At 61.3% G+C, this 25,882-nt stretch carries 22 protein-coding genes; 17 read left to right on the forward strand and 5 right to left on the reverse strand.

All coding sequences use genetic code 11. The annotated features are described in order from the left end of the window. The first annotated feature begins 96 nt into the window (after window positions 1–96). Window positions 97–2,943 carry an RNA polymerase-associated protein RapA gene (gene rapA, locus ACKJSM_RS13090; RefSeq protein ID WP_410237743.1) on the forward strand — a complete coding sequence of 949 codons (2,847 nt, stop codon included), beginning with the start codon at window positions 97–99 and terminating at the stop codon, window positions 2,941–2,943. Window positions 2,944–3,063: 120 nt separating this feature from the next. Here rapA and ACKJSM_RS13095 read toward each other — a convergent pair whose 3' ends face one another. Continuing rightward, a complete protein-coding gene (locus tag ACKJSM_RS13095; protein WP_410237745.1) occupies window positions 3,064–4,413 on the reverse strand; it encodes a spinster family MFS transporter in 1,350 nt (449 codons plus the stop codon). 302 nt (window positions 4,414–4,715) lie between these two features. Here ACKJSM_RS13095 and ACKJSM_RS13100 point away from each other — a divergent pair, with 302 nt between their 5' ends. Together ACKJSM_RS13100 and ACKJSM_RS13105 are read left to right on the forward strand one after the other, a co-directional pair. Further along, entirely contained in the window at window positions 4,716–5,069 is a 354-nt protein-coding gene (locus ACKJSM_RS13100; RefSeq protein WP_410237747.1) for a YkgJ family cysteine cluster protein, read from the forward strand. Between the two features lie 163 nt (window positions 5,070–5,232). Beyond that, window positions 5,233–7,515, forward strand: coding sequence for a putative bifunctional diguanylate cyclase/phosphodiesterase (locus ACKJSM_RS13105; RefSeq protein WP_410237749.1), 2,283 nt, complete (start codon window positions 5,233–5,235; stop codon window positions 7,513–7,515). On the opposite strand, the gene ACKJSM_RS13110 is transcribed toward ACKJSM_RS13105, so the two are convergent. Continuing rightward, on the reverse strand, window positions 7,406–8,302 hold the full coding sequence (locus ACKJSM_RS13110) for an NAD(P)-dependent oxidoreductase (RefSeq protein WP_410237750.1): 897 nt from the start codon (window positions 8,300–8,302) through the stop codon (window positions 7,406–7,408). The two genes, ACKJSM_RS13105 and ACKJSM_RS13110, sit on opposite strands and share 110 nt — an antisense overlap. A 197-nt stretch (window positions 8,303–8,499) precedes the next feature. Here ACKJSM_RS13110 and ACKJSM_RS13115 point away from each other — a divergent pair, with 197 nt between their 5' ends. Then, window positions 8,500–10,701, forward strand: a complete 2,202-nt coding sequence (locus tag ACKJSM_RS13115) for a hypothetical protein (RefSeq protein WP_074691419.1) — start codon at window positions 8,500–8,502, stop codon at window positions 10,699–10,701. 249 nt (window positions 10,702–10,950) lie between these two features. Here ACKJSM_RS13115 and ACKJSM_RS13120 read toward each other — a convergent pair whose 3' ends face one another. After that, window positions 10,951–11,256 carry a DUF2288 domain-containing protein gene (locus ACKJSM_RS13120; protein WP_236181055.1) on the reverse strand — a complete coding sequence of 102 codons (306 nt, stop codon included), beginning with the start codon at window positions 11,254–11,256 and terminating at the stop codon, window positions 10,951–10,953. A 353-nt stretch (window positions 11,257–11,609) separates the two neighbouring features. On the opposite strand from ACKJSM_RS13120, the gene ACKJSM_RS13125 reads away from it, so the two are divergent. From ACKJSM_RS13125 to ACKJSM_RS13165, 9 genes are all read left to right on the forward strand, one after another. Beyond that, window positions 11,610–12,737, forward strand: a complete 1,128-nt coding sequence (locus ACKJSM_RS13125) for a branched-chain amino acid ABC transporter substrate-binding protein (protein WP_236181062.1) — start codon at window positions 11,610–11,612, stop codon at window positions 12,735–12,737. 231 nt (window positions 12,738–12,968) lie between these two features. Beyond that, a complete protein-coding gene (gene livH / locus ACKJSM_RS13130; protein ID WP_007959165.1) occupies window positions 12,969–13,892 on the forward strand; it encodes a high-affinity branched-chain amino acid ABC transporter permease LivH in 924 nt (307 codons plus the stop codon). After that, entirely contained in the window at window positions 13,889–15,145 is a 1,257-nt protein-coding gene (locus tag ACKJSM_RS13135; RefSeq protein WP_410237752.1) for a high-affinity branched-chain amino acid ABC transporter permease LivM, read from the forward strand. The genes livH and ACKJSM_RS13135 overlap by 4 nt, the downstream gene beginning before the upstream one ends. Then, window positions 15,142–15,909 carry a high-affinity branched-chain amino acid ABC transporter ATP-binding protein LivG gene (livG, locus tag ACKJSM_RS13140; protein ID WP_236181064.1) on the forward strand — a complete coding sequence of 256 codons (768 nt, stop codon included), beginning with the start codon at window positions 15,142–15,144 and terminating at the stop codon, window positions 15,907–15,909. Before ACKJSM_RS13135 ends, livG begins: the two co-directional genes overlap by 4 nt. Further along, entirely contained in the window at window positions 15,910–16,611 is a 702-nt protein-coding gene (locus ACKJSM_RS13145; RefSeq protein ID WP_003222380.1) for an ABC transporter ATP-binding protein, read from the forward strand. A 158-nt stretch (window positions 16,612–16,769) separates the two neighbouring features. Beyond that, on the forward strand, window positions 16,770–17,075 hold the full coding sequence (locus ACKJSM_RS13150; RefSeq protein ID WP_011332799.1) for a DUF2282 domain-containing protein: 306 nt from the start codon (window positions 16,770–16,772) through the stop codon (window positions 17,073–17,075). Window positions 17,076–17,100: 25 nt separating this feature from the next. Continuing rightward, window positions 17,101–17,988 carry a DUF692 domain-containing protein gene (locus tag ACKJSM_RS13155; RefSeq protein ID WP_410237754.1) on the forward strand — a complete coding sequence of 296 codons (888 nt, stop codon included), beginning with the start codon at window positions 17,101–17,103 and terminating at the stop codon, window positions 17,986–17,988. After that, window positions 17,985–18,743: a DUF2063 domain-containing protein gene (locus ACKJSM_RS13160; protein WP_410237756.1), complete on the forward strand. Its 759-nt coding sequence runs from the start codon at window positions 17,985–17,987 to the stop codon at window positions 18,741–18,743. Before ACKJSM_RS13155 ends, ACKJSM_RS13160 begins: the two co-directional genes overlap by 4 nt. Next, on the forward strand, window positions 18,740–19,255 hold the full coding sequence (locus ACKJSM_RS13165) for a DoxX family protein (protein ID WP_410237758.1): 516 nt from the start codon (window positions 18,740–18,742) through the stop codon (window positions 19,253–19,255). Before ACKJSM_RS13160 ends, ACKJSM_RS13165 begins: the two co-directional genes overlap by 4 nt. On the opposite strand, the gene ACKJSM_RS13170 is transcribed toward ACKJSM_RS13165, so the two are convergent. Further along, complete coding sequence (locus ACKJSM_RS13170; protein ID WP_410237760.1) at window positions 19,204–20,112, reverse strand: LysR family transcriptional regulator; 909 nt, start codon at window positions 20,110–20,112, stop codon at window positions 19,204–19,206. The two genes, ACKJSM_RS13165 and ACKJSM_RS13170, sit on opposite strands and share 52 nt — an antisense overlap. A gap of 103 nt (window positions 20,113–20,215) precedes the next feature. On the opposite strand from ACKJSM_RS13170, the gene ACKJSM_RS13175 reads away from it, so the two are divergent. From ACKJSM_RS13175 to ACKJSM_RS13185, 3 genes are all read left to right on the forward strand, one after another. Further along, a complete protein-coding gene (locus tag ACKJSM_RS13175) occupies window positions 20,216–20,815 on the forward strand; it encodes a short chain dehydrogenase (protein WP_410237762.1) in 600 nt (199 codons plus the stop codon). Window positions 20,816–20,874: 59 nt separating this feature from the next. Further along, window positions 20,875–21,528 carry a COG3650 family protein gene (locus ACKJSM_RS13180; RefSeq protein ID WP_236181073.1) on the forward strand — a complete coding sequence of 218 codons (654 nt, stop codon included), beginning with the start codon at window positions 20,875–20,877 and terminating at the stop codon, window positions 21,526–21,528. 95 nt (window positions 21,529–21,623) lie between these two features. Then, complete coding sequence (locus ACKJSM_RS13185) at window positions 21,624–23,237, forward strand: NAD(P)/FAD-dependent oxidoreductase (RefSeq protein ID WP_236181074.1); 1,614 nt, start codon at window positions 21,624–21,626, stop codon at window positions 23,235–23,237. A gap of 66 nt (window positions 23,238–23,303) precedes the next feature. Here the strand turns inward: ACKJSM_RS13185 and ACKJSM_RS13190 are convergent, their stop codons facing one another. Then, complete coding sequence (locus ACKJSM_RS13190) at window positions 23,304–24,398, reverse strand: PLP-dependent cysteine synthase family protein (RefSeq protein WP_410237764.1); 1,095 nt, start codon at window positions 24,396–24,398, stop codon at window positions 23,304–23,306. 247 nt (window positions 24,399–24,645) lie between these two features. On the opposite strand from ACKJSM_RS13190, the gene nhaA reads away from it, so the two are divergent. Beyond that, entirely contained in the window at window positions 24,646–25,830 is a 1,185-nt protein-coding gene (gene nhaA, locus ACKJSM_RS13195; protein ID WP_236181076.1) for a Na+/H+ antiporter NhaA, read from the forward strand. The last annotated feature ends 52 nt before the right edge of the window (window positions 25,831–25,882 follow it).

Raw genomic sequence — 25,882 nt, forward strand, 5'->3', positions numbered from 1 at the left:
TTGCGGTTAAAAGCCGGACAGAGGCTCCTTATCCTTTGGCCTCGGGCCCTCATTCCGTTAAGATAGCCCGCTTTTTCAAGGTGGGAGTCAGGCAGCATGGCGCAGCAGTATCAACCGGGGCAACGCTGGATCAGTGACAGCGAAGCAGAGCTTGGTTTAGGCACCGTTCTGGCACAGGACGGCCGCTTGTTGACCGTGCTTTACCCGGCCACTGGCGAGACTCGCCAGTACGCGCTACGGAATGCGCCCCTCACCCGCGTGCGGTTCTCGCCGGGCGACTCGATCACTCACTTCGAAGGCTGGAAGATGACTGTCCAGCAAGTCGACGACGTCGACGGCCTGATGGTCTACCACGGCCTCAACGCGCAGAACGAAGCGGTCACCCTGCCGGAAACCCAGCTGTCGAACTTCATTCAGTTCCGTCTGGCCAGCGACCGCCTGTTCGCCGGCCAGATCGATCCGCTGTCGTGGTTCTCCCTGCGTTATCACACCCTGGAACACACCAGCCGCCAGTTGCAGTCCGCGCTCTGGGGACTGGGCGGCGTGCGCGCACAACCGATTGCTCACCAGTTGCACATTGCCCGTGAAGTCGCCGACCGCATCGCGCCGCGCGTTCTGCTCGCGGACGAAGTGGGTCTGGGCAAGACCATCGAAGCCGGTCTGGTGATCCATCGCCAGTTGCTGTCGGGCCGCGCCAGCCGCGTGCTGATCCTGGTGCCGGAAAACCTCCAGCACCAATGGCTGGTGGAAATGCGCCGCCGCTTCAACCTGCAGGTCGCGCTGTTCGACGAAGAACGCTTCATCGAAAGCGATGCGACCAACCCGTTCGAAGACACCCAACTGGCCCTGGTGGCGCTGGAGTGGCTGGTTGACGATGAGAAGGCGCAGGACGCCCTGTTCGCTGCCGGTTGGGACCTGATGGTGGTCGACGAAGCCCACCACCTGGTATGGCACGAAGATAAAGTCAGCCCGGAATACTCGCTGGTTGAACAGCTGGCCGAAGTCATTCCCGGCGTGCTGCTGCTCACCGCCACCCCGGAACAACTCGGCCAGGACAGCCACTTCGCCCGCCTGCGTCTGCTCGATCCGAACCGTTTCCACGACCTGGCCGCCTTCCGCGCCGAGAGCGAAAACTACCGCCCGGTGGCCGAAGCCGTTCAGGAACTGCTGGACAAGGGTCGCCTGTCGCCGGCCGCGCACCAGACCATCCACGGTTTCCTCGGCAACGAAGGTGAAGCCCTGCTCACCGCCGTCAACGATGGCGATACCGAAGCCAGTGCCCGCCTCGTGCGTGAACTGCTCGACCGCCACGGCACCGGCCGCGTGCTGTTCCGTAATACCCGCGCCGCCGTGCAGGGTTTCCCGGAGCGCAAACTGCACCCGTACCCGCTGCCATGCCCGGACGAATACCTCGAACTGCCGCTGGGCGAACACGCCGAGCTGTACCCGGAAGTCAGCTTCCAGGCCCAGCCGGACGCCAGCGAAGAAGAACGCTGGTGGAAATTCGACCCGCGCGTCGAGTGGCTGATCGACCAACTGAAAATGCTCAAGCGCACCAAAGTGCTGGTGATCTGTGCCCACGCCGAAACCGCGATGGACCTGGAAGACGCCCTGCGCGTGCGCTCCGGGATCCCGGCCACGGTGTTCCACGAAGGCATGAACATCCTCGAGCGTGACCGCGCTGCCGCCTACTTCGCCGATGAAGAGTTCGGTGCGCAGGTGCTGATCTGCTCGGAAATCGGCAGTGAGGGTCGCAACTTCCAGTTCGCCCACCATCTGGTGCTGTTCGATCTGCCGTCGCACCCGGACCTGCTGGAGCAGCGGATCGGTCGTCTGGACCGGATCGGCCAGAAGCACATCATCGAACTGCACGTGCCGTACCTGGAAACCAGCCCGCAGGAGCGACTGTTCCAGTGGTACCACGAAGCACTGAACGCGTTCCTCAACACCTGCCCGACCGGCAACGCCTTGCAGCATCAGTTCGGCCCGCGCCTGCTGCCGCTGCTCGAAGAAGCCGACGACGGCGAGTGGCAAGCGCTGATTGACGAGGCGCGCACCGAGCGCGAGCGTCTGGAAGCCGAGCTGCACACCGGCCGTGACCGCCTGCTGGAACTCAACTCCGGCGGCGCCGGCGAAGGTGAAGCGCTGGTCGAGGCCATCCTCGAGCAGGACGACCAGTTCGCCCTGCCGATCTACATGGAAACCCTGTTCGACGCGTTCGGCATCGACAGCGAAGACCATTCGGAAAACGCCCTGATCCTCAAGCCGAGCGAGAAGATGCTCGACGCCAGTTTCCCGCTGGGCGACGACGAAGGCGTGACCATCACCTACGACCGCAACCAGGCGCTGTCGCGCGAAGACATGCAGTTCATCACCTGGGAACACCCGATGGTGCAGGGCGGTATGGATCTGGTGCTGTCCGGTTCGATGGGCAACACCGCCGTCGCGCTGATCAAGAACAAGGCGCTCAAGCCAGGCACCGTGCTGCTGGAACTGCTCTACGTCAGCGAAGTGGTTGCCCCGCGTTCGCTGCAACTGGGCCGTTACCTGCCGCCGGCCGCCCTGCGCTGCCTGCTCGACGCCAACGGCAACGACCTGTCGTCGCGGGTGGCGTTCGAAACCCTGAACGATCAACTGGAAAGCGTGCCGCGCGCCAGCGCCAACAAGTTCATCCAGGCCCAGCGCGATCAGCTGACGCCACGGATCAACGCCGGTGAAGACAAAGTCACCCCGCGCCACGCCGAGCGCGTGGCCGAGGCCCGCCGCCGTCTGGCAGCCGACACCGACGAAGAACTGGCACGCCTGACCGCGTTGCAGGCCGTCAACCCGACCGTGCGCGACAGCGAACTGGACGCCCTGCGCAAGCAGCGTGAACAAGGTCTGGCGATGCTCGACAAGGCCGCGCTGCGACTGGAAGCGATCCGGGTGCTGGTGGCGGGTTAAATCGTCCTGCTCCATCGCCACAAATGAAAAGGCCCGCAGCGATGCGGGCCTTTTTTTGTCTGCCCCCCCTCGCTGATCGTTCCCACGCTCCGCGTGGGAACGATCAGGCGATGCAGGTCATCAAGCGGTAACGGCCTGACTCTGCGGCTCAACCACCGCCACCAGCCCTTCCTTCATCCGCTTCGCATCCCGCACAAAACAGCGTGCCGCGAGGAACAGGAACACCATGGTCAGGAACAGCGCCACCGGGATCAGGTACATCGCATCATGCAGGCCGACGGCCTTGAACGCTTCGGTCATCTGCTCGGCGCCCGCCGAGACCATTGCCGATTTGGCGAAGTGATCGGACAAACCGCCCACCACCACCGGCCCCAGACCGCCACCCAGCAAATACAACCCGGCAAAGAACAGCGCCATCGCCGTGGCCCGCAGGCGTGGCTCGACCACGTCCTGAATCGCCGTATAAACGCAGGTATAGAAGTTGTAGGCGAACAGCCAGCCCACGCTGAACACCGCGACGAATAACCCGATTTCGATGCGCCCGGCATGCAGCGCCCACGCCGTGCACAGGGTCGAGATGATCAGGCTGAACCCGGCAAACAGCAGTCGCCCGTTGGCCACCCGCTGGTGAATCTTGTCGGCGATCCAGCCGCCGAGGGTCAGGCCGATCAACCCGGTCACCCCGACGATCACCCCGGTCGCCACTGCCGCTCCCTGCAACGGCATCAGGAAATAACGCTGCAGCATCGGCACCAGAAAGGAGTTGCAGGCATAGGTCGCGAAGTTGAAGCACAGCCCGGCCATCACCAGCCACAGGAAGGTCGGCACGGCGAGCACCCGGCGGATCGGCCTGTCGACTTTCTCTTGCGACACCTGCACGGTTTCCGCCGCGCCGCGCTTGGGTTCCTTGATGAAGAACATGAACACCGCCAGCACCAACCCCGGCACGGCGGCGATGAAGAATGGCGCGCGCCAGCTGTCGAACGCCTTGACCATCCAGCCGATAGTGAAGAAGGCGAGCAGCAGCCCCAACGGCAGGCCGAGCATGAAAATGCCCATGGCCCGAGCCCGGCGATGGGCCGGGAACAGGTCGCCGATCAGCGAGTTGGCGGCGGGCGCGTAACTGGCTTCACCAATGCCGATGCCCATGCGCACCAGCAGGAAACTCCAGAAACTGCCGACCAGACCGTTGACCGCCGTCAGCGCGCTCCAGGTCGCCAGGCCCCAGCCCATCAGTTTGCTGCGCGAACCGGTGTCGGCCATGCGGCCCAGTGGTAATCCGGCAATCGCGTAGACCAGGGTGAACGCGGTACCGACGATCCCCAACTGGAAGTCGCTGAGATGCCACTCCATGCGGATCGGTTCGATGATGATCGCCGGGATGGTGCGGTCAAAGAAATTGAACAGGTTGGCGAGGAACAGCAGGAACAGAATGCGCCAGGCATTCGCCGCTTGGGTCGAGTTCTGCATGGGTCCGTCTCTTTATTGTTATGAGGGCTTCACTGCCAACGCATCCGAGCCCGGAACCTGCAATCTAGTCACGCTCGTCGGGGCTGTCTGTGATCATTCGTCAGCCTGATGACGGGCCATGGCCGTGTAACGAAACGTAAGCCCTTGAAATGCTTCGAATCCCCCGAAAACCGGGGGTTTTGCGGAAAAATCCGGCAATGAAAAAATACTTTCACGCCCCCCTTCCCAACGCCGTGGCAAAGCCTAGAATGGCCGCCGGATCCGTCCGGATCCTGCCGATCAATCCCTTTGATGCCCCCCCTATGTCCGATGTCAGTCCGTGTCTGAATTGCGGTGCCTGCTGTTCCCATTTTCGTGTGTCATTTTTCTGGGGTGAATGCGCATCCTCCGGCGGGACCGTCCCTGATGAACTGGTCATCCAGATCACGCCCAGCCGGGTCGCGATGATCGGTACCGACCGCAAGGCGCCGCGCTGCACCGCGCTGGAAGGCGAAGTCGGAACAGCCGTGAGTTGCACGATCTACGACAAGCGCTCCAGCGCCTGCCGCGAGTTCGAAGCGTCGTGGGAAAACGGCGAACAGAACACCGACTGCGACAAGGCCCGAGCCCGCTTCGGCCTGCCGCCGCTGCAACCGCACTGGAACGAAGTCGCCTGAGTTCAGGCATTTCAACGCTTAGCGCCAAACGCTATGACGCTCATGCCGAAATCATTAGCGCCAATGTGCCACTACCGCTTGCACGGCAAAAACCGCCTCTATACTGCAAACATTCGCCTGCGTTGATGACGCAGTAGGGACGCACTCAGAGACGGGGCATGCTATGGAGTGGCTTGGTTTGCAGTTTGTCGCCGAGCAGCCGGAGAGCGGGCAGGTCATCCTCAATTGCACACACAATTCCCTGCTGGTGCTGGTGGCCTATCTGGTTGCCTGCGCCGCGAGTTTTGCCACCCTCGACATGGCCGAACGGGTCGTCCACGCTGAAGAGCCCGGTTCGCAACGCCTGTGGCGCTGGATCGGTGCAACCTGCCTGGCCGGCGGTATCTGGGCCATGCACTTCATCAGCATGCTGGCGTTCCAGGCGCCGATCGACATCCAGTACGACCTGCCCGTCACCCTGTTTTCCCTGCTGATCGCGTTACTGGCGTCCTGGCTGGCAATGCACACCCTGAGCACGCCCCAACCGAGCCTGCTGCAATACGTCAAGACCGCCATCGTCATCGGCCTGGGCATCGCCGGCATGCATTATGTCGGCATGGCCGCCATGGAATCCGCCGCTACGCCCTACTACGAGCCAACCCTGTTCCTGTCGTCGATCGTGATCGCCATCGGCGCCAGCTTCGCGGCGTTATGGGTCGCCGGCAACTTGCGCGAAGGCAGTGGCCTGAACATTCAGATGCTCAAGTACCTGGCCGCGCTGATACTCGGCGCCGGCATCCTCAGCATGCACTTCACCGGCATGGCGGCGCTGCAACTGGTGCTGCCTGAGGGAGAACTGCCGACCCTGGCCGCGCAGACCAGTCAATTGCAGTTGGGGCTGAGCGTGGCACTGATCACCTTGCTGATCCTCGGCAGTGCCATCATCGCCGCGCTGGCCGACAAGAAGCTGCAGAACAAGGAACACGATCTGCGCCGGGTCAACGCCCTGCTCAGTCAGCTCGATCAGGCGCGCATGTCGCTGCAGCACGTGGCCAATTACGACGCCCTGACCAACCTGATCAACCGGCGCGGCTTCAATCAGATCTTCGCCGAAAAACTCAGCCAGAAAACCAGTGAAGGCGGCATGCTCGCGGTCATGTTTCTCGACATCGACCACTTCAAGCGCATCAATGACAGCCTCGGCCATGATGCCGGCGACGCCCTGCTCAAAGTCATCGCGCAGCACATCAAGGGCTCCGTGCGCAGCCACGAAGATGTGGTCGCGAGGTTCGGCGGCGACGAGTTCTGCATCCTGATCGGCCTGCGCGACCGCGAGGAAGCGCGCAATCTTGCCCAGCGCATCATGCTCAAGATGAAAGAGCCGATCGAACTCGCCGGACGGCGCATGGTGATGACCACCAGCATCGGCATCAGCCTGTTTCCTGAAGACGGCTCCACCTGCGATGAACTGCTCAAGCACGCGGATCTGGCGCTGTACCAATCCAAAGGCGCCGGGCGCAACGGGGTGCATTTTTTCGATGCCAACCTGAAAAACCGCGCCAGCCTCGAACTGCAACTGGAGGAAGAGCTGCGCCACGCCCTGCGTGAAGAGAACGGCCTGCTGCTGTATTACCAGCCGATCTTCGAACTCAAGACCGGCAAGGTCACCAAGCTCGAAGCGCTGATCCGCTGGCAGCACCCGGTGCACGGCCTGCTCACTCCGGATCGCTTCATTGCCATCGCCGAAAACAATGGCCTGATCGCCGAACTCGACAACTGGGTATTGCGCAAGGCCTGTGAAGACCTCGGCGAGCTGTCGCGCCATGGTTGCGAAGACTTGAAGATTGCCTGGAACTGCTCGCCGCTGAATCTGGCCCGGGAAGAACTGGCCAATGAAATCGAGCACGCCCTGCGCAGCGCCGGTGTTGCCCCGGAACGGCTGGAACTGGAAGTCACCGAAAACGCCTTGATGGGCAACATCGCCAACACGCTGGTGCTGCTGCGGCAGATCCGCGCCCTCGGCGTGTCACTGTCGATCGATGACTTCGGCACCGGCTATTCGTCGCTGGCCTACCTCAAGCGCCTGCCGCTCAATACCCTGAAGGTCGACCGCTCGTTCATCCTCGATATTCCCAAGGCCACCGCCGACATGGAGATCGTCCAGGCGATCATCGTCATGGCGCACACCCTGCACTTGCAGGTGGTCACCGAAGGCGTCGAAAGCCTGGAGCAATACGATTTTCTCGAGCGCTCGGGCTGCGACTTCATTCAGGGTTACCTGCTCAGTCGCCCGGTGCCACTGGCCGAACTGCGCCCGGTGCTGGAGGAAATCAACCAGCGCAAACACGCGCATACGCTCAATCCGCTGAGTCTGGCCCGCGGTACATTTGCACCAGTGTCGCTGGATCCTTCTGCAAAAAGCCCTGCGCCCCATGCAGGCGCATCAGTTGTGCGGCCAATCCGCTGATCGGCGTGGCCGAACCGGTTTCCCGGGAAAACTTCACTGCGGTATCCAGATCTTTCAGCAGCGTGCGCACGTGCCACTTCACCGGCTCGAAACGGCTTTCGGCCATTTGCGGGGCGAGAATCTGCAACGGTTTCGAATCGGCAAAACCACCGGCCAGCGCCTCGGCGATCAGGCTGGCATCAACCCCGGCCTGTTCGGCCAGCGCCACCACTTCGGCGATCACCAGGGCGTTGCAGGCGACGATCATCTGATTGCAGGCCTTGGTCACCTGACCGGCGCCGATGCCGCCCATGTGCGTGACGCGCTGCCCGAGTTCGAGCAGTACCGGTCGTACGCGATCAAGATCCGCTGCATCACCGCCCACCATGATCGCCAGACTGCCGGCCTCGGCGCCGACCACCCCGCCGGACACCGGCGAATCAAGCCAGCTCATACCCGTCCTGCCGGCCAGCTCGGCTGCCATTTCACGGGTGGCCGTCGGTTCAAGGCTGGAAAAATCCACCAGCAACTGACCGGGCTTCGCCCCCTCGGCCACGCCGGCCGGGCCGAACACCACTTCGCGCACCACCGCCGTGTCGGCCAGGCACAGCATCACCACATCGGCCTGCTCACAGAGTTCGGCGGGAGTCGCCACCTGCCGGGCGCCGGCCTCGACCAGCGGCGCGCACTTGGCCGGGTTGCGGTTCCACACGGCCAACGGATAACCGGCAGCCAGAAGTCGGCGGCCCATCGGCAGGCCCATCAGGCCGATTCCGGCATAACCCAACGAAGGTCGCGTTGACATCATTTAGCCTCCTTTTGATTAAAGATCGCCGAATAATGGCCGATCCATCATCAATCAGGAAAGGATTCCCCCGCGCGGCACTCAGGCCATACCCCTGACACGCGGGCCAAACACGCGCAGAAAAAAGACGCGAGATTCCCATTCCGAGAGGTTCGACGACAGCGGTCGTCGAACCAACCAGTCCAGGTAGATGGCGCACAATGACTTCTAAAAACAATCCGGCCACTGCGGTATCCGATCTGACTCTGAGCCCTGCGGCAAACAGCCCTGCCCCGATGAAGCCATTGCCACCCTCGCGCCCGCTGGGCACCCAGCAATACCTGTACTTCACCGAAACCAACACTGACCGCATCCTCGACAACCTCGACGGTTTGCGTGACCTGGTGTTCCCGCGCCCGCCGCACCTGGAAGGCGACAACGAACAGCACAACGATCAGGAATTCCCGTCGGTGTGCCTGATCGGACTCGGTCGCTGCGGTTCCAACATCGCCCTCGACGTGGCGGAGCTGGTGTACAACGCGCGCAAGTTCTACCTCAACGAATTCAACAACGAAGATCGCCCTTCGAGCGATCGTCGCCTGGCCGACAAGGGCTACAGCCCGGCCCAGTGGATCAAGACCAACCTGCGGATCGGCCCGAACAAGGGCAGCAAACCGGTGTTCCTGGTGGAACCGCTGGTGATGCTCGGCGACCTGGACAAGGACATCGCCGGGCGTATCCGCTTCTCGCGCAAGGGCGAAAAAAGCGGTTTTCTGCGCGACTACAGCAAGATGAAGATCATGGACTTGTCCGAAGTCCACGCCGGTGGCGCCGGTAACGCGCCGATCCTCGGCCAGTACCTGGCGAAGATCATCCTCAACAAGGACACCCAGCGTTTCTCCAGCCCTGACTGGAAAATGATCCACTCGTACCTGATCGACAGCTGCGGCATCAAGGCCAACCAGTCGCGCCTGTATTTCTCGATCTTCAGTGCCGGCGGCGGTACCGGTTCGGGCATGGCCTCGGAATTCGGCCTGGCCCAGCAGCACTCGTACATGAACAAGACGTTCGACACCAAGCCGATGGACGAGCATGACGGCAAGAGCGGTCATTCGTTCGTGTTCGAGCCGATTTTCACCAGCGGCATCTGCGTGCTGCCGAACATCTCCGACCACCGCAGCGAAATGTCCGAGGCGCTGCACATCAACGCCGGTCGCCTGCTGTGCAAATACCTGTCGGAAGAATGGGATTTCTCCTACAACTTCGCCAACGAAGACAGTAGCGAAGCCAGCGTCATGGGCCGTATCCGCCCGTGGAACGCGATGATGCTGATCTCCAACGACATCATGCGTTACGCCGAAGAGAGCGATGACGGCAACATCCAGAACATTGATGTCAATGCGATGGAGAAGCATGCCAACCAGTACATCTCGCAGCAGATCTTCAACATTCTGACGGCCCAGGCGGTTACGACCGACTATGACCAGAACTATTTCCGTCGTGCCGGCATCGACATCGGTGAGACCATTCGCCTGGACGCCAACGACCTGTTCATGAGTCTGGCCGGCCCGGTGGCGATTGCCTACGCCGAATCCGTGGTGCCGGAAACCCCGCCGCCAAGCAGCGACAAATTCAAGGTGTTCGACAAAGAGCCGCAGCGCCTGAACATCGACGACCTGTTCTTCCGCTCGATCGACCTGCCGCACTTCAACAAGGTGACCCAGGCCATCGAAGGCATCAGCCTGCTGCCGATCGAGTCCAAGCGCTATCGCGCGTCGCTGGAGCAGTACAAGAACTCGGGCTACGACGCCGCCGCGCTGCATGACCTGCATTTCTTCAAGAACTGCTCGTCGGTGGTCTCGATCGTTTCGCTGCCCAAAGACTACAAACTGTCGTACATGGACCTGAACCGGTTGAAGACCCACCTCAACAGCCTGTTCCCCAACACCACGCTCAAGCGTTACGCGCTGGTGATCGGCGCCTCGGCCAACCTGTCGCTGACCACCCTGATCGCCAAGAGCCCGTGCCTGTCGGACGACTTCCTGACGCTGATCGTGGCGTTCATCAAGCGTTGCTTCGCCAAGACACCGTACCGTTTCGACGAAACCCTGGACAACTCGATCCTCGATTTCATCATTCAGGAAGAGTTCGACGAGGATCGCATCGACGACCTGCTCAACGAATTCGAAAACCCGGCGAAGATCCTCGACACCAACTGGTACGCGATCAAGCCGATGTACGAGAAGAAATACCGCGAGTTGATCAACGACAAAGAGAAGTTTGTCTCGATCAATGACATTCGCCTGTCGCGCGATTGCGTGAAGAAGTCGATCAAGTACCTGCGCGAGATCTACCGTCACCGGATCGGCAAGACCAAGGTCATTTCCCTCAATAACCACACCGGCAAGTCTTATTCGGTCTGATCAAAGACCGCGTCGCCCCCATCGCTGGCAAGCCAGCGATGGGGCCTGGCATTCACTGAAGATTTCAGCCTTTCCAACATCCCGAAACAATTAAGCAGCCGTTAGGCGGCTTACTAAACTGTGCCCGTTACGTTTACGTCACCGTTATGCCACCCACGCTTGTGGCATTTCTCTACGGCAATCGGCCATCACGCTACTGCGCTACACACTTTATGCCGCTCATCACTCGCACCAACAAGGTGCAACCCTTCAGGCCGACGCCCTTTCCTGGACCAGGATCCACGGCCGGACCACCACCGCCCACATCTCGGGGTCGCGCTCGAAAATATCCAGCGCCCGCGTTTCAGACAGCTTGGCGACCTTGTCTTCGGCCAGCCAGGCAGCGACTTTCTCGCCCTGATCCGACGCCACGGCCTCGGCGACCGCGATCAAATCCAGGCTGGGGTCGACCCACAATAGGGCACCCTGGGCGTAGAAGCGCTCCAGCTCTTTCCAGGTAATAGATGCGGTTTCACCAAGCAGCTTGGCATAGAGGGTGCTAGGTTCTTGATTCATGGGACTGTCCGGAATAGAAATCGGCGCGAATGATAACGTCGGTGGTCCGGCAGAAAAACCCGGTTGCAAAAGGCCGTACCGAACGAAAAGAGCAGGAACGCCAAGGAATGCTGATGATTGGGGCATAAGCCCTCTGAACGTCCCGCCGCAATTCTGTCTTTTTCTTTCACTTAAGCGACACCCTCAGGTTTTGCCCCTTGGCGCCAGCTTCCCAGGCCAACAACCGGCGCTCTACACTGTACCGGTACAGTTGCCGGGGGCATTTCCGGAGGGTATCGCCTTAGATATCTGTCCCGGTTCTGCTGCTACGGCGTCAGGACTCTAAAAAAATACAACAGTAAGAGTGGAGCACTATGACTAAGGCTACTAAGCAGATTTCCAAACTGTTTGCCGCTATGGTTCTGGCCGGGGTTGCCAGCCATTCGTTCGCAGCTGACACCATCAAGATCGGTATCGCCGGCCCTAAAACCGGTCCAGTAGCCCAGTACGGCGACATGCAGTTCAGTGGCGCGAAAATGGCCATCGAACAGATCAACGCCAAAGGCGGCGTCGACGGCAAGAAGCTCGAAGCCGTCGAATACGATGACGCTTGCGATCCTAAACAAGCGGTAGCGGTTGCGAACAAGGTCGTCAACGACGGCGTCAAGTTCGTGGTCGGTCACCTGTGCTCCAGCTCCACCCAGCCTGCTTCGGACATCTACGAAGACGAAGGCGTGATCATGATCACTCCGGCTGCCACCAGCCCGGACATCACCAACCGTGGTTACAAAATGGTCTTCCGCACCATCGGTCTGGACAGCGCCCAGGGCCCTGCCGCCGGTAACTACATCGCCGATCACGTGAAGCCGAAAATCGTCGGCGTGCTGCACGACAAGCAGCAGTACGGTGAAGGCATCGCCACTGCCGTCAAATCCACTCTCGAGAAGAAAGGCACCAAGGTTGCCGTGTTCGAAGGCGTCAACGCCGGCGACAAGGACTTCTCCGCAATCATCGCCAAGCTCAAGCAAGCCAACGTCGACTTCGTCTACTACGGCGGCTACCACCCGGAGCTGGGTCTGATCCTGCGTCAAGCCCAGGAAAAAGGCCTGAAAGCCAAGTTCATGGGTCCGGAAGGCGTGGGTAACGACTCGATCACCCAGATCGCCAAGGACGCGGCCGAAGGCCTGTTGGTGACCCTGCCGAAATCCTTCGACCAGGATCCGGCCAACGTGGCCCTGGCCGATGCATTCAAGGCCAAGAAAGAAGACCCGAGCGGCCCGTTCGTGTTCCCGTCCTACTCGGCCGTTGAAGTGATTGCCGAAGGTATCAAGGCTGCCAAGTCCGAAGATACTGCCAAAGTGGCTGAAGCCATCCACAAAGGCACCTTCAAGACCCCGACCGGCGACCTGAGCTTCGACGACAAGGGCGACCTGAAGGACTTCAAGTTCGTGGTTTACACATGGCACGCCAACGGCCCAAAAACTGAAGCGTCGCCTCAGTAAGGCGCTGCCTGACTGACTGCCAATAAAGCCCACGGCGTGCCGTGGGCTTTGTTTTACGAATGTATTGGGCCGCGCTGGCGTGATCCGCCAGTCTCCCCACCTGAAAATCTCAAAACCGTCATCAGCGGTTCGCTGGCAAAACCCGGATTCGAAGTGGATAAAGATCCACGGGACCGGGCGGGAAAATGACTCCACCAGTGAAATGCGTATCAGGTTTTTAGGAGCGCTGTAATGCCTGACATCTATCACTTCTTCCAACAGCTGGTTAACGGCTTGAACGTTGGCAGCATGTATGCCCTGATTGCCATCGGCTACACGATGGTCTACGGCATCATTGGAATGATCAACTTCGCCCACGGCGAGGTGTACATGATCGGTTCCTACGTGGCGTTCATCGCCATCGCCGGGCTGACCATGATGGGACTCGAAAGCGTCCCGCTGTTGATGACCGTGGCGTTCATCGCCAGCATCGTCGTCACCAGCTCCTACGGTTACAGCATCGAACGCATTGCCTACCGCCCGTTGCGCGGCAGCAACCGTCTGATCCCGCTGATTTCCGCGATCGGTATGTCGATCTTCCTGCAGAACACGGTTCTGCTGGCGCAAGACTCCAAGGACAAAGCAATCCCCAACCTGATTCCGGGCAATTTCGCCTTCGGCCCAGGTGGCGCACATGAAGTGCTGATTTCCTACATGCAAATCGTGGTGTTCGTGGTCACCCTGATCGCCATGCTCGGCCTCACGCTGTTCATCTCCCGCTCTCGCCTGGGCCGCGCCTGCCGCGCCTGCGCCGAAGACATCAAGATGGCCAACCTGCTGGGCATCAACACCAACAACATCATCGCCCTGACCTTCGTCATCGGTGCTGCGCTGGCGGCCGTCGCGGCCGTGCTGCTGAGCATGCAATACGGCGTGATCAACCCGAACGCCGGTTTCCTCGTCGGCCTCAAGGCCTTCACCGCCGCGGTACTGGGCGGGATCGGCAGCATCCCCGGCGCCATGCTCGGCGGGCTGGTGCTCGGGGTGGCGGAAGCCTTTGGCGCCGATATCTTCGGCGACCAGTACAAGGACGTCGTGGCTTTCGGCTTGTTGGTTCTGGTGCTGTTGTTCCGTCCGACCGGCATTCTGGGCCGTCCGGAGGTTGAGAAAGTATGACTAGGAATCTTAAACAGGCGCTGTTCAGCGCCTTGCTGGTCTGGGCCGTGGCCTATCCGGTACTGGGTCTGAAACTGACCATCGTCGGCACCAACCTGGAAGTGCACAACACCAGCCCGGCCATTCTGGCGACCATCGCCATCTGCTCGGTGCTGATGTTCCTGCGAGTGCTGTTCAACCAGCAGATCAGCAAGGCGTGGCGTTCCTCGCCGGGCATGCCGCTGATCCCGGCCAAGGCCAGCAACTTCCTGACCCTGCCGACCACCCAGCGCTACTTCATCATCGCGCTGATCATCGGTGCGCTGGTGTGGCCGTTCTTCGGCTCCCGTGGCGCGGTGGACATCGCGACGCTGATCCTGATCTACGTGATGCTCGGCCTGGGCCTGAACATCGTGGTCGGTCTGGCCGGTCTGCTCGACCTGGGTTACGTCGGCTTCTACGCCGTCGGTGCCTACAGCTACGCGCTGCTGTCGCACTACTACGGCCTGAGCTTCTGGATCTGCCTGCCGATTGCCGGCCTGATGGCCGCCACATTCGGCTTTCTGCTCGGCTTCCCGGTGTTGCGTCTGCGCGGCGACTACCTGGCGATCGTGACCCTCGGCTTCGGGGAAATCATCCGTCTGTTCCTGCGTAACCTGACCGACATCACCGGCGGCCCGAACGGCATCAGCAACATCGAGAAACCGACGTTCTTCGGTCTGACCTTCGAACGCAAGGCTGCGGAAGGCCTGCAAACCTTCCACGAGTATTTCGGCCTGCCATACAACTCGATCAACAAGGTGATCTTCCTCTACCTGGTTGCCCTGCTGCTGGCGCTGGCTGCGCTGTTCATCATCAACCGCCTGCTGCGCATGCCGATCGGCCGTGCGTGGGAAGCGCTGCGTGAAGATGAAATCGCCTGCCGCGCACTGGGTCTCAACCCGACCGTGATCAAGCTGTCGGCGTTCACCCTGGGCGCGAGCTTCGCCGGTTTCGCCGGCAGCTTCTTCGCCGCCCGTCAGGGTCTGGTGACGCCGGAATCGTTCACCTTCATCGAGTCGGCGATCATCCTCGCCATCGTGGTACTGGGTGGCATGGGCTCGCAGCTGGGCGTGATTCTCGCGGCCGTGGTAATGATCCTGCTGCCGGAAATGATGCGTGAGTTCAGTGAGTACCGCATGTTGATGTTCGGTGCCCTGATGGTGCTGATGATGATCTGGCGACCTCAAGGTCTGCTGCCCATGCAACGTCCTCACATGGAGCTGCGCAAATGAGCCGCGAGATCCTGAAAGTCGAAAATCTGAGCATGCGCTTCGGCGGCCTGCTGGCGGTCAACGGCGTGGCCCTGACCGTGAAGGAAAAACAGGTGGTGGCACTGATCGGGCCGAACGGCGCGGGCAAGACCACCGTCTTCAACTGCCTGACCGGTTTCTACCAGCCATCGGGTGGCAGCATCCTGCTGGACGGCGAGCCGATCCAAGGCCTGCCGGGCCACAAGATCGCCCTCAAGGGCGTGGTGCGCACCTTCCAGAACGTGCGGTTGTTCAAGGACATGACGGCGATCGAGAACCTGTTGATCGCCCAGCACCGTCACCTGAACACCAACTTCCTGTCCGGCCTGTTCAAGACCCCGGCGTTTCGCAAGAGCGAGCGCGAGGCCATGGAGTTCGCCGAGTACTGGCTGGAAAAGGTCAACCTCAAAGAGTTCGCCAACCGTCCTGCCGGCACGCTGGCCTACGGTCAGCAGCGTCGTCTGGAAATCGCCCGCTGCATGATGACCCGTCCGCGGATCCTCATGCTCGACGAACCGGCCGCCGGCCTGAACCCGAAGGAAACCGAAGACCTCAAGGCGCTGATCAGCGTGCTGCGTGAAGAGCACAACGTGACGGTGCTGCTGATCGAACACGACATGAAACTGGTCATGAGCATTTCCGACCACATCGTCGTGATCAACCAGGGCACGCCCCTGGCCGACGGCACGCCGGAGCAGATCCGCGACAATCCTGAAGTGATCAAAGCCTACCTGGGGGAAGCGTAAATGCTGCAGTTCGAAAACGTTTCCACCTTCTACGGCAAGATCCAGGCCCTGCACAGCGTCAACGTCGAAGTCCGCCAGGGCGAGATCGTGACCCTGATCGGCGCCAACGGTGCCGGCAAGTCCACCCTGCTGATGACGCTGTGCGGTTCGCCGCAGGCGCACAGCGGCAGCATCCGCTACATGGGTGAGGAACTGGTCGGCCAGGACTCGTCGCAGATCATGCGCAAGAGCATCGCCGTGGTGCCGGAAGGTCGTCGGGTGTTTGCCCGCCTGACCGTCGAGGAAAACCTGTCCATGGGCGGGTTCTTCACCGACAAGGGCGACTATCAGGAACAGATGGACAAGGTGCTCGGCCTTTTCCCACGCCTGAAAGAACGCTTCAACCAACGCGGCGGCACCATGTCCGGCGGCGAACAGCAAATGCTCGCCATCGGCCGGGCGCTGATGAGCAAGCCGAAACTGCTGCTGCTCGACGAGCCGTCGCTGGGCCTGGCACCGATCATCATCCAGCAGATCTTCGACATCATCGAACAGCTGCGCAAGGACGGTGTGACGGTGTTCCTGGTCGAACAGAACGCCAACCAGGCGCTGAAAATCGCCGACCGTGCGTACGTTCTGGAGAATGGCCGGGTGGTGATGCAAGGCACCGGCGAAGCACTGCTGACCGACCCGAAAGTGCGCGAGGCGTACCTCGGCGGTTGATTGATCGCTTGAAACAGAAAACGGCCTTCGGGCCGTTTTTTTTGTGCCCGGCAAAAAAACTTTTACCGATCGCTGTAACGCATCGCCAAGTCGTTTCTCTAGTGGGGCAAGCAAGCGCAATCGCTTGTTCAAACCCAAGTTCAAACCGGAGAAACATCATGACTGCTACCACCCGCACCCTGTCCGCCACTGCCCTGGTTCTGGCCCTCGGTTCTGCTCTGAGCATCGCTGCCGTCTCCACCGCCCACGCTGCTGACGACAACATGGAAAAATGCTTCGGCGTGGCCATGAAAGGCAAGAACGATTGCGCCGCAGGCGCGGGCACCACCTGTGCCGGCACCGCGAAAATGGATCATCAGGCCAACGCCTGGAAACTGGTTCCGAAAGGCACCTGCACCACCACCGAAAGCAAAACCTCGCCGACCGGTTTCGGTCAGCTCGAAGCGTTCAAAGCCAAGTCCTGATCCGGGAGCCGCCCGAGTGTCGATCATGATCACATCCTGCGACCATGCCTTGCGCCGCACTCGGGCAGCCCTTTGCGGGCTCCCGTCCCGTGCCGGGCTGGGGCTCAAGAGCGAGCACTTCAGGGAAGTGCTCGATTCACGACCGGACATCGGTTTCTTTGAAGTCCACGCCGAAAACTACATGGTGGCCGGCGGCCCGTTTCATCACTTTCTGGGTTTGATTCGCGAGGCGTATCCGCTGTCGCTGCACGGCGTCGGGCTGTCCATCGGTGCCGAGGGCCCGCTGGATATTCAGCACCTCAAACGTCTGGCGGCGCTGATCGAGCGCTATCAACCCCACTCCTTTTCCGAACACCTGGCCTGGTCGAGCCACGGCCCGGTGTTCCTCAATGATTTGCTGCCTCTGGCGTACGACACGCCGACGCTGAACCGCGTCTGCGACCACATCGACCAGGTACAGAACACCCTCAAGCGTCCGATGCTGCTGGAGAACCCGGCAACCTATCTGGCGTTCCAGCGCTCGACCATCGACGAAGCGGATTTCATCCGTGAAGTCATCCGGCGCACTGGCTGCGGTCTGTTGCTGGACGTGAACAATATCTACGTCTCGTGCATCAATCATCAGCGCGATCCCCAGGCTTACCTCGACGCACTGCCGCTGCACGCGGTGGGCGAGATTCATCTGGCGGGTTTTGCTGAAGATTCCGACAGCCTCGGTGATCGTCTGTTGATCGACGATCACGGCGCGCCAATCGATCAAGCGGTCTGGTCGCTGTACCGGCAAGCGCTGGAACGCACCGGCCCGGTGGCGACATTGATCGAACGGGACAATCAGGTGCCGGCCTTCAGCGTGCTGTTGGCAGAAGCGCAACAAGCCGATGAACTGTTGCTGTGCGCGGGAGGTCGGCCATGAGCACGCAAGCCGCGTTCAGCGCCGCATTGCTCGATATCGACCTGCCCTGCCCCGACGGTTTGTGCAGCGCCAACGGCGCCGATCCGGCCAGCCGTTTCGCGGTGTACCGCAATAACGTGCAGGGTTCGTTGATCAACGCTTTAGCCGACAGCTATCCCGTGGTGATGCAGTTGGTGGGTGACGAATTCTTCCGGGCCATGGCCGGAGTTTTCGTGCAAAGCCATCCGCCACTCAGTCCGTTGATGAGCGACTACGGCCGTGAGCTGGCGGACTTCATCAGCGGATTCGAACCTGTCGCGAGCGTTCCCTATCTGGCCGACGTCGCGAGGCTGGAACGCTCGCGCACGCAGGCCTACCACGCTGCCGATGCGTTGCCTCTGAGTCAGGAGCGGATCGCTGCCGTATTCGCAGATGCCGATGCACTGAACGAACTGCACATCGGTCTGCATCCTTCGCTGTATCTGCTCGATTCAAACTTCGCCGTGGTGGATATCTGGGCCGTGCATCAGCACGACGCCACGCTGGCCGGAGTCGATCTTCATCACGCTCAACACGCGTTGATCCTGCGCAATGGGCTGGAGGTCGAGGTGTTCGCCGTGGAGCGCGGCGCCAGCCAGTTCATTCGCCAGCTCAAGGCCGGCCTGTCACTGACCCGGGCGCTGGAATCCGCCGAGGCCTTTGACCTCAGTCAGACCCTCGCCCTGCTGATCAGCCGCCAAGTCATCATCAATTTCCACCCGAAGGTGTCGTCATGAACAGTTTCGTTACTCGCGCCATCGCGCTGCTGGAAAAAATCCCTCACAGCCTGATCGCCTTCATCGCGCGTTTTTCCATCGCAGCGGTATTCTGGAAGTCCGGGCAGACCAAGGTCGAAGGGCTGGCCGTCGACCTGATCGATGGCACCTTCGAGTTCGGCTGGCCGCGTCTGGCCGACTCGACGATTCCGCTCTTCAAGAGCGAATACCAAGTACCGCTGCTGTCACCGGAAATCGCTGCGCATCTGGCGGCGTTTGCCGAGCATTTCTTCCCGATCCTGATCCTGATCGGCTTCGCCACACGCTTTTCGGCGCTGGCATTGCTGGGCATGACCCTGACCATTCAACTGTTCGTGTATCCGGATGCCTACCCGACCCACGGCACCTGGATGGCGGTGTTGCTGTACCTGATGGCGACCGGACCGGGCAAAGTGTCGATCGATCACCTGATCGCCCGGCACTACAACCGGTCCAGCGCTTCGCCGCTGAGTTTGAACCAGCCGATCAAATAATCCGCCAGTACCTGAGTGCGTTTCGGTAGCCCGCCCTGATACGAGTGCACCAGGTACATCGGCATGCGTCGGGTCTGAAAATCGCGAAGGAGCCAGCGCAATCGGCCATCAGCCAATTCCGCCTGCAGCAGATAGGACGGCAGGCGAGCGATCCCGGCGCCGGCCAGTGCGGCTTTCTTCAACAGGTTGTAGTGATTGCTGGCGAACGGCCCCGACACCCTTACCCGCAGCAGTTCGTGCTGCTGGTGATAGAGCCACTCCTCGCGACCGCTGTAATGACTGTTGAGCAGGCAGCGATGTTCGGCCAGTGCCTGCGGCGTCAGCGGTTCGCCAAAACGTTGCAGATACACAGGGCTGGCGCAGGTCATTTCCTGCCAGGCCAGCAGCGGTCTGGCCACCAGTCGCTCGTCATTGGCGACCTCGGTGCGGATCGCCAGATCGAAGCCGTCGCGGGACAGGTCGCGGTAGTTGTTGTTCAGCTCCAGTTCGATCTGCACTTCGGGGTATTTCCGGGAAAAATCCAGCAGCAGTCCGTCGAAGAAGGTTTCCCCCAGCGACACCGGAACCGTCATACGCACGGGACCTGCCATGTCGTCCTTCAATCGCGCCAATGCCTGACGCGCTTTTTCGACCTGGACGACAAGCGCCTGAGCCTGCGGTAACAGCGCCGCACCGGCCGCCGTCAGGCTCAGCCGGCGCGTGGTGCGTTGCAGCAACACCACAGAAAACCGCGCCTCCAGCTGACTGATGCGCTTGGACAACTGTCCCTTGCTGCACCCCAGTTGCTGCGCCGCCAAGGTAAAACTGCCGGCCTCGATCAACACCGCGAACGCCGCCAGATCATCCATCTCGCTCATGGATTGTTTCCATTTGAAAACCAAAGGTTGCCCATTAGCGCGCTTATCAGCGGAAAAAACCACTCTAGACTGCAACCTCGTTCAATCACTTGAGGCAATCACGATGAAAATTCTGTTGATCGGCGCCGGCGGCACCATCGGTTCGGCGGTGGACAAAGAGCTGTCGCAGCGTCATGAAGTCATTCGTATCGGTCGCAGCAGCGGCGATTTCCAGGTGGATATCAGCGACAGCGCATCGATCCGCAAGCTGTTCGAACAGACCGGCAAGTTCGACGCCCTGGTCTGCGCCGCCGGCAACGTCACCTTCGCCCCGCTGGGTGACATGACCGAAGACAGCTTCGCCCTTGGGCTGAAAGACAAGTTGATGGGCCAGGTCAATCTACTGCTGATCGGCCGTGAATTCGCCAACGACGGCGCCTCGTTCACCTTCACCACCGGCGTGCTCAGCCACGACCCGATCCGCAGCGGTGCATCGGCTGCACTGGTCAACGGCGCACTCGACAGCTTCGTGCGTGCCGCCGCCATTGAACTGCCACGCGGTCTGCGCGTGAATTCGATCAGCCCGACCGTGCTGGTGGAGGCCATGGGCAGCTACGCCCCGTACTTTCGTGGCTACAAGCCGGTTCCTGCGGCGGATGTGGCACTGGCCTACGCCAAGAGTGTCGAAGGCTTGCAGACAGGTCAGACGTTTCACGTGGGCTAAACCCTTGTGATGAACGGTCAGCCTGCGTAACGTGGCGGCACTTGTCTGGAGAGCCAAAGATGCGTGTTGCCCGTTCCCTGATCGTTGTTGCCCTGCTCCCGTTGTTTGCCGCGTGCCAGTTGTTCGATGGCGCGCGGGAAAGCGCCTCCCACGTCGGCCAGACGCGAATGCAGGGGCAACTGACCGCTGCCGACGGCAAACTGGTGTTCCAGGCCTGTGGCGAGCAGCGCCAGTACGTGGTCAACGATATCGGCGGCACCAGCGTCCTGCAGGAGGCCGCCACCCTTGCCGATGAGCAGGGCAAGCTGTTCGCCGACGTGCGCGGGAAGATCGCCGGCGACCGCCTCGACCTGACCCGGCTCTATCGTGTCGAACGCTCCGGCACAGCCTGCGACGATCCCAACTTCAAGCAGTTGATCCTGCGCGCCGCCGGCCATGGTCCGGAATGGAACGTCAAGGTCAGCGGCAAGGGCCTGGTCATCGACCGCGAAGGCCAGCCGCCGCTCGCCGTCCCCTACGTCGAAGAACAACTGGGCGATGGCCGCTTCAACCTCAGCAGCGAAGCCAACAACCAGCGCATCGAGCTGTGGGTGGCGCCGCAGCGCTGCGTCGACAGCAGCACCGGCAGCGTGCAGCACATGAGCGCCGAGTTGCGCATCGACGGCCAGGTGCAGCGTGGTTGTGGGTATTTCGGCGGTTCGCGTAACGACTGATCGTTTTACCCTCACGGGATCCGGCCGATGCGGCTTATAATCGCCGCCTTCAAACGCCCTGGCGCAGTTGTGCGCCCCGCGAACCGGATCCTGTCATGTTACGAATCACCGAACTCAAGCTGCCGATCGACCATCCCGACGAAGACCTGCGCGCTGCCATCGTGCAACGCCTGGGCATTGCCAGCGATGACCTGCTCGATTTCACCTTGTTCAAGCGCAGCTACGATGCGCGCAAAAAGTCCTCCGAACTGTGCTTCATCTACACCATTGACCTCGAAGTGCGCGACGAGGCCAAGGTGCTGGGCAAGTTCACCGACGACCGTAACGTCAACGTGGCGCCGGATGTCAGCTACAAATTCGTCGGCCAGGCGCCAAGCGACCTGAGCCAGCGCCCGATCGTGGTCGGTTTCGGCCCGTGCGGTATCTTTGCCGGCCTGTTGCTGGCGCAGATGGGCTTCAAGCCGATCATCCTCGAACGCGGCACCGAAGTGCGCCAGCGCACCAAGGACACCTGGGGCCTGTGGCGCAAAAGCGTGCTCAACCCCGAGTCCAACGTGCAGTTCGGCGAAGGCGGCGCGGGCACGTTCTCTGACGGCAAGCTGTACAGCCAGATCAAGGATCCGAAGTTCCTCGGCCGTAAAGTCCTGCACGAGTTCGTCAAGGCCGGTGCGCCGGAAGAAATCCTTTACGTCAGCAAGCCGCATATCGGCACGTTCCGTCTGACCGGCATGGTCGAGACCATGCGTGAAGAGATCCGCGCTCTGGGCGGTGAAGTACGCTTCCAGGAGCGCGTCACCGACGTGCTGATCGAAGACGGCCAACTGGTCGGCGTCGAGCTGGCCAGCGGCGAAATCCTGCACTCCAGACACGTGATCCTGGCGCTGGGCCACAGTGCCCGCGATACGTTCCGCATGCTCCACAGCCGTGGCGTGTTCATGGAAGCCAAGCCGTTCTCGGTGGGTTTCCGCATCGAGCACCCGCAATCGCTGATCGACCGCGCACGCCTTGGCAAATACGCCGGCCACCCCAAATTGGGCGCCGCCGACTACAAGCTGGTGCACCACGCCAGGAACGGCCGTTCGGTCTACAGCTTCTGCATGTGCCCGGGCGGTACCGTGGTGGCGGCGACCTCCGAGCCGAACCGCGTGGTCACCAACGGCATGAGCCAGTACTCGCGTAACGAACGCAACGCCAACTCCGGCATCGTCGTCGGCATCACTCCGGAAGTCGACTATCCGGGCGGCCCGTTGGCGGGGATCGAGTTGCAGGAGCGTCTGGAATCCCACGCCTTCATCCTCGGCGGCAGCGACTACAAGGCGCCGGCGCAACTGGTCGGCGACTTCATCAATGGCACGCCGTCGACCGAGCTGGGTGAAGTCGAACCCTCGTACAAACCGGGCGTGGCACTGGGCGATCTGGCCCTGGCCCTGCCGGATTTCGCCATCGAAGCGATTCGCGAAGCACTGCCGGCGTTCGAGAAGCAGATTCGCGGTTATTCGCTGCATGATGCAGTGCTGACCGGTATCGAGACCCGCACCTCGTCGCCGCTGCGCATCACGCGTAACGAGGCGCTGCAGAGCATGAACGTCAAAGGTCTGTTCCCGGCCGGTGAAGGCGCGGGGTATGCGGGCGGGATCCTGTCGGCGGGTGTTGACGGGATTCGTATCGCGGAAGCCGTGGCGCGTGACATTCTCGGTCTGAAAGACTGATCTGCACGACCTGAAACACTGTAAAAGACTGAGGGAGCGAATTCGCTCCCTCAGTCGTTTTCGGCGTCAGATATTGGCGCGCAGAACCGAGGCCGGCAGCGCCTGACCCTGCTCGGCACTCGCGGCCACGGCCGTCATCAATCCATCCAGCTCATAGCCCTGCGCCTTGAGCCACGCCTGATCGTAATAGGTGTCCGCGTAACGCTCGCCGCCATCGCACAGAATCGCCACGATCGAGCCCGACTCCCCCGCGGCTTTCATCTGCTGCGCCGTCATCAGCGCGCCGATCAGGTTAGTCCCGCTCGACCCGCCCACATGCCGCCCCAACCGCTGCGCCAGGTAATGCATGGCCGCCAGCGACAACGCATCCGGCACCTTGACCATCGCATCGATCACCTTGGGCAGGAACGACGCTTCCACCCGTGGCCGGCCGATGCCTTCGATGCGCGAACCGTGGTCCAGACGCAGGCTGGCGTCGCCGGTCTGGTAGTAGTCGAAGAACACCGAACGTTCGGCATCGGCGCACAGCACGCGGGTGCAGTGCTGGCGATAACGCACGTAACGACCGAGAGTCGCGGTGGTGCCGCCGGTGCCGGGGCTGGAAATCAGCCAGGCCGGGCATGGGTGCTGCTCGTAACGCATCTGCTGAAAGATCGACTCGGCGATGTTGTTGTTCGCCCGCCAGTCGGTGGCGCGTTCGGCATAGGTGAACTGGTCGATGAAGTGACCGTCGTGTTCCCGGGCCAGGCGTTCGGATTCGGCGTAGATCTGCGTGGGATCGTCCACCAGATGACTCTGGCCACCGTAAAACGCAATCTGCGCAATCTTTTCCCTGGAGGTGGTCGCCGGCATCACCGCAATGAACGGCAGGCCGAGCATCCGCGCGAAATACGCTTCGGAAATCGCCGTCGAACCGCTGGACGCCTCGATCACCGGTGCGCCGGGTTTGAGCCAGCCATTACACAAGGCGTAGAGAAACAGCGAACGGGCCAGCCGATGTTTGAGGCTGCCGGTCGGGTGGCTGGATTCATCCTTGAAATACAACTCGATGCCCGGAAAACCCGGCAGCGGCAAGGGGATCAGGTGGGTGTCGGCGCTGCGCTGGAAGTCCGCTTCGATGATCCGGATGGCTTCGCGGGCCCACTGTCGGTTGTCGCTCATGACTGTTTGTTCTCGTGAATCGGGCAGAAGTGCCTTCAAAGGCTCAGCCCCCAAGCTTAGGAAAAAACCTGCAGCACCAACAGATACAGCTGAGCTTCAATCCCTTGGGCAACTGCTAGGCTCTGCTGCATGTCGGCCTGGCGCTCTTGTAACCATATATAACAAAAAAGAATATAACTTTTGTTTTAACAACTAACGGTACGGGTTAGGGTGTCCCACCTTTTGACTTTATCGATGGAGAGCGACCTTGCCTCTGCGTAGCACTTTCACGCGTTTCTTTCAGTTGGAAGCTGCCAGCGGTCTGTTACTGATCGCCGCGGCCATTCTGGCTCTAATCATCAACAACTCGCCGCTGTCGTGGTTGTACAGCGGCCTGCTCGACACCCCTGTGGTGGCGCAGATCGGCGCGTTGAAGATCGCCAAACCCTTGCTGTTGTGGATCAACGACGGCCTGATGGCGCTGTTCTTCCTGCTGATCGGCCTGGAAGTGAAGCGCGAAGTGCTCGACGGCCAGTTGTCGAAACCGTCGCAGATTGTCCTGCCCGGTGCGGCGGCGATCGGCGGCATGCTGGTGCCGGCACTGATCTACTGGTTCCTCAACCGCGACAACCCGGCCGCCCTCGACGGCTGGGCGATTCCGACCGCCACCGACATTGCCTTCGCCCTCGGTGTCTTGGCCTTGCTCGGCAAGCGGGTGCCGGTGTCGCTGAAGCTGTTTTTGATGACCCTGGCGATCATCGACGACCTCGGTGCCATCGTGATCATCGCCATCTTCTACTCCGGCGAACTCTCGACCCTGTCGCTGGGCCTGGCGGCCGCGTGCATCGCAGCGCTGGTGGCGATGAACCGGCTCGGCGTGGTCAAGCTCGGGCCGTACATGATCATCGGTTTGATCCTCTGGGTCTGCGTACTCAAAAGCGGTGTCCACGCGACGCTGGCCGGCGTGACCCTGGCGTTCTGCATCCCGCTGCGCACGAAAAACGCCGAGCCTTCGCCGCTGTTGGCCCTCGAACACGCGCTGCACCCGTGGGTCGCCTACGGCATTCTGCCGCTGTTCGCCTTCGCCAACGCCGGCCTGTCGTTGACCGGCGTGACCGCCGAAAGCTTCACCCACCACGTCCCGATGGGCATCGCCGTCGGCCTGCTGCTGGGCAAGACCCTCGGCGTGTTCGGCCTGACCTGGCTCGCCGTAAAAATCGGCATCGCCGCCCTGCCCCAGGGCGCCAACTGGGGTCAGGTGCTGGGCGTGGCGATTCTCTGCGGGATCGGCTTCACCATGAGCCTGTTTGTCGGCTCCCTCGCCTTTGTGCCGGGCTCCAGCGAATACGCCGGGATGGACCGGATGGGCATTCTCACCGGCTCGGTGTTTGCGGCATTGATCGGTTATGCGGTGACATTGGCGGCAAGTAGAAAGAACACCGCGCTGCGATAGCTGTAGCGAACAATCCTCACGTCTTTAGAGACGCATCCTACAGCCACGATTT

The organism is Pseudomonas sp. PHC1, assembly GCF_046487845.1.
Taxonomy (GTDB): Bacteria; Pseudomonadota; Gammaproteobacteria; order Pseudomonadales; family Pseudomonadaceae; genus Aquipseudomonas; species Aquipseudomonas sputi.

What these genes read in the sequence shown, in the direction of transcription:
- rapA (WP_410237743.1), top strand. Translation starts at nt 97, where the DNA reads ATGGCGCAGCAGTATCAACCGGGGCAACGCTGGATCAGTGACAGCGAA.
- ACKJSM_RS13095 (WP_410237745.1), bottom strand. Translation starts at nt 4,413, where the DNA reads ATGCAGAACTCGACCCAAGCGGCGAATGCCTGGCGCATTCTGTTCCTG.
- ACKJSM_RS13100 (WP_410237747.1), top strand. Translation starts at nt 4,716, where the DNA reads ATGTCCGATGTCAGTCCGTGTCTGAATTGCGGTGCCTGCTGTTCCCAT.
- ACKJSM_RS13105 (WP_410237749.1), top strand. Translation starts at nt 5,233, where the DNA reads ATGGAGTGGCTTGGTTTGCAGTTTGTCGCCGAGCAGCCGGAGAGCGGG.
- ACKJSM_RS13110 (WP_410237750.1), bottom strand. Translation starts at nt 8,302, where the DNA reads ATGATGTCAACGCGACCTTCGTTGGGTTATGCCGGAATCGGCCTGATG.
- ACKJSM_RS13115 (WP_074691419.1), top strand. Translation starts at nt 8,500, where the DNA reads ATGACTTCTAAAAACAATCCGGCCACTGCGGTATCCGATCTGACTCTG.
- ACKJSM_RS13120 (WP_236181055.1), bottom strand. Translation starts at nt 11,256, where the DNA reads ATGAATCAAGAACCTAGCACCCTCTATGCCAAGCTGCTTGGTGAAACC.
- ACKJSM_RS13125 (WP_236181062.1), top strand. Translation starts at nt 11,610, where the DNA reads ATGACTAAGGCTACTAAGCAGATTTCCAAACTGTTTGCCGCTATGGTT.
- livH (WP_007959165.1), top strand. Translation starts at nt 12,969, where the DNA reads ATGCCTGACATCTATCACTTCTTCCAACAGCTGGTTAACGGCTTGAAC.
- ACKJSM_RS13135 (WP_410237752.1), top strand. Translation starts at nt 13,889, where the DNA reads ATGACTAGGAATCTTAAACAGGCGCTGTTCAGCGCCTTGCTGGTCTGG.
- livG (WP_236181064.1), top strand. Translation starts at nt 15,142, where the DNA reads ATGAGCCGCGAGATCCTGAAAGTCGAAAATCTGAGCATGCGCTTCGGC.
- ACKJSM_RS13145 (WP_003222380.1), top strand. Translation starts at nt 15,910, where the DNA reads ATGCTGCAGTTCGAAAACGTTTCCACCTTCTACGGCAAGATCCAGGCC.
- ACKJSM_RS13150 (WP_011332799.1), top strand. Translation starts at nt 16,770, where the DNA reads ATGACTGCTACCACCCGCACCCTGTCCGCCACTGCCCTGGTTCTGGCC.
- ACKJSM_RS13155 (WP_410237754.1), top strand. Translation starts at nt 17,101, where the DNA reads ATGATCACATCCTGCGACCATGCCTTGCGCCGCACTCGGGCAGCCCTT.
- ACKJSM_RS13160 (WP_410237756.1), top strand. Translation starts at nt 17,985, where the DNA reads ATGAGCACGCAAGCCGCGTTCAGCGCCGCATTGCTCGATATCGACCTG.
- ACKJSM_RS13165 (WP_410237758.1), top strand. Translation starts at nt 18,740, where the DNA reads ATGAACAGTTTCGTTACTCGCGCCATCGCGCTGCTGGAAAAAATCCCT.
- ACKJSM_RS13170 (WP_410237760.1), bottom strand. Translation starts at nt 20,112, where the DNA reads ATGAGCGAGATGGATGATCTGGCGGCGTTCGCGGTGTTGATCGAGGCC.
- ACKJSM_RS13175 (WP_410237762.1), top strand. Translation starts at nt 20,216, where the DNA reads ATGAAAATTCTGTTGATCGGCGCCGGCGGCACCATCGGTTCGGCGGTG.
- ACKJSM_RS13180 (WP_236181073.1), top strand. Translation starts at nt 20,875, where the DNA reads ATGCGTGTTGCCCGTTCCCTGATCGTTGTTGCCCTGCTCCCGTTGTTT.
- ACKJSM_RS13185 (WP_236181074.1), top strand. Translation starts at nt 21,624, where the DNA reads ATGTTACGAATCACCGAACTCAAGCTGCCGATCGACCATCCCGACGAA.
- ACKJSM_RS13190 (WP_410237764.1), bottom strand. Translation starts at nt 24,398, where the DNA reads ATGAGCGACAACCGACAGTGGGCCCGCGAAGCCATCCGGATCATCGAA.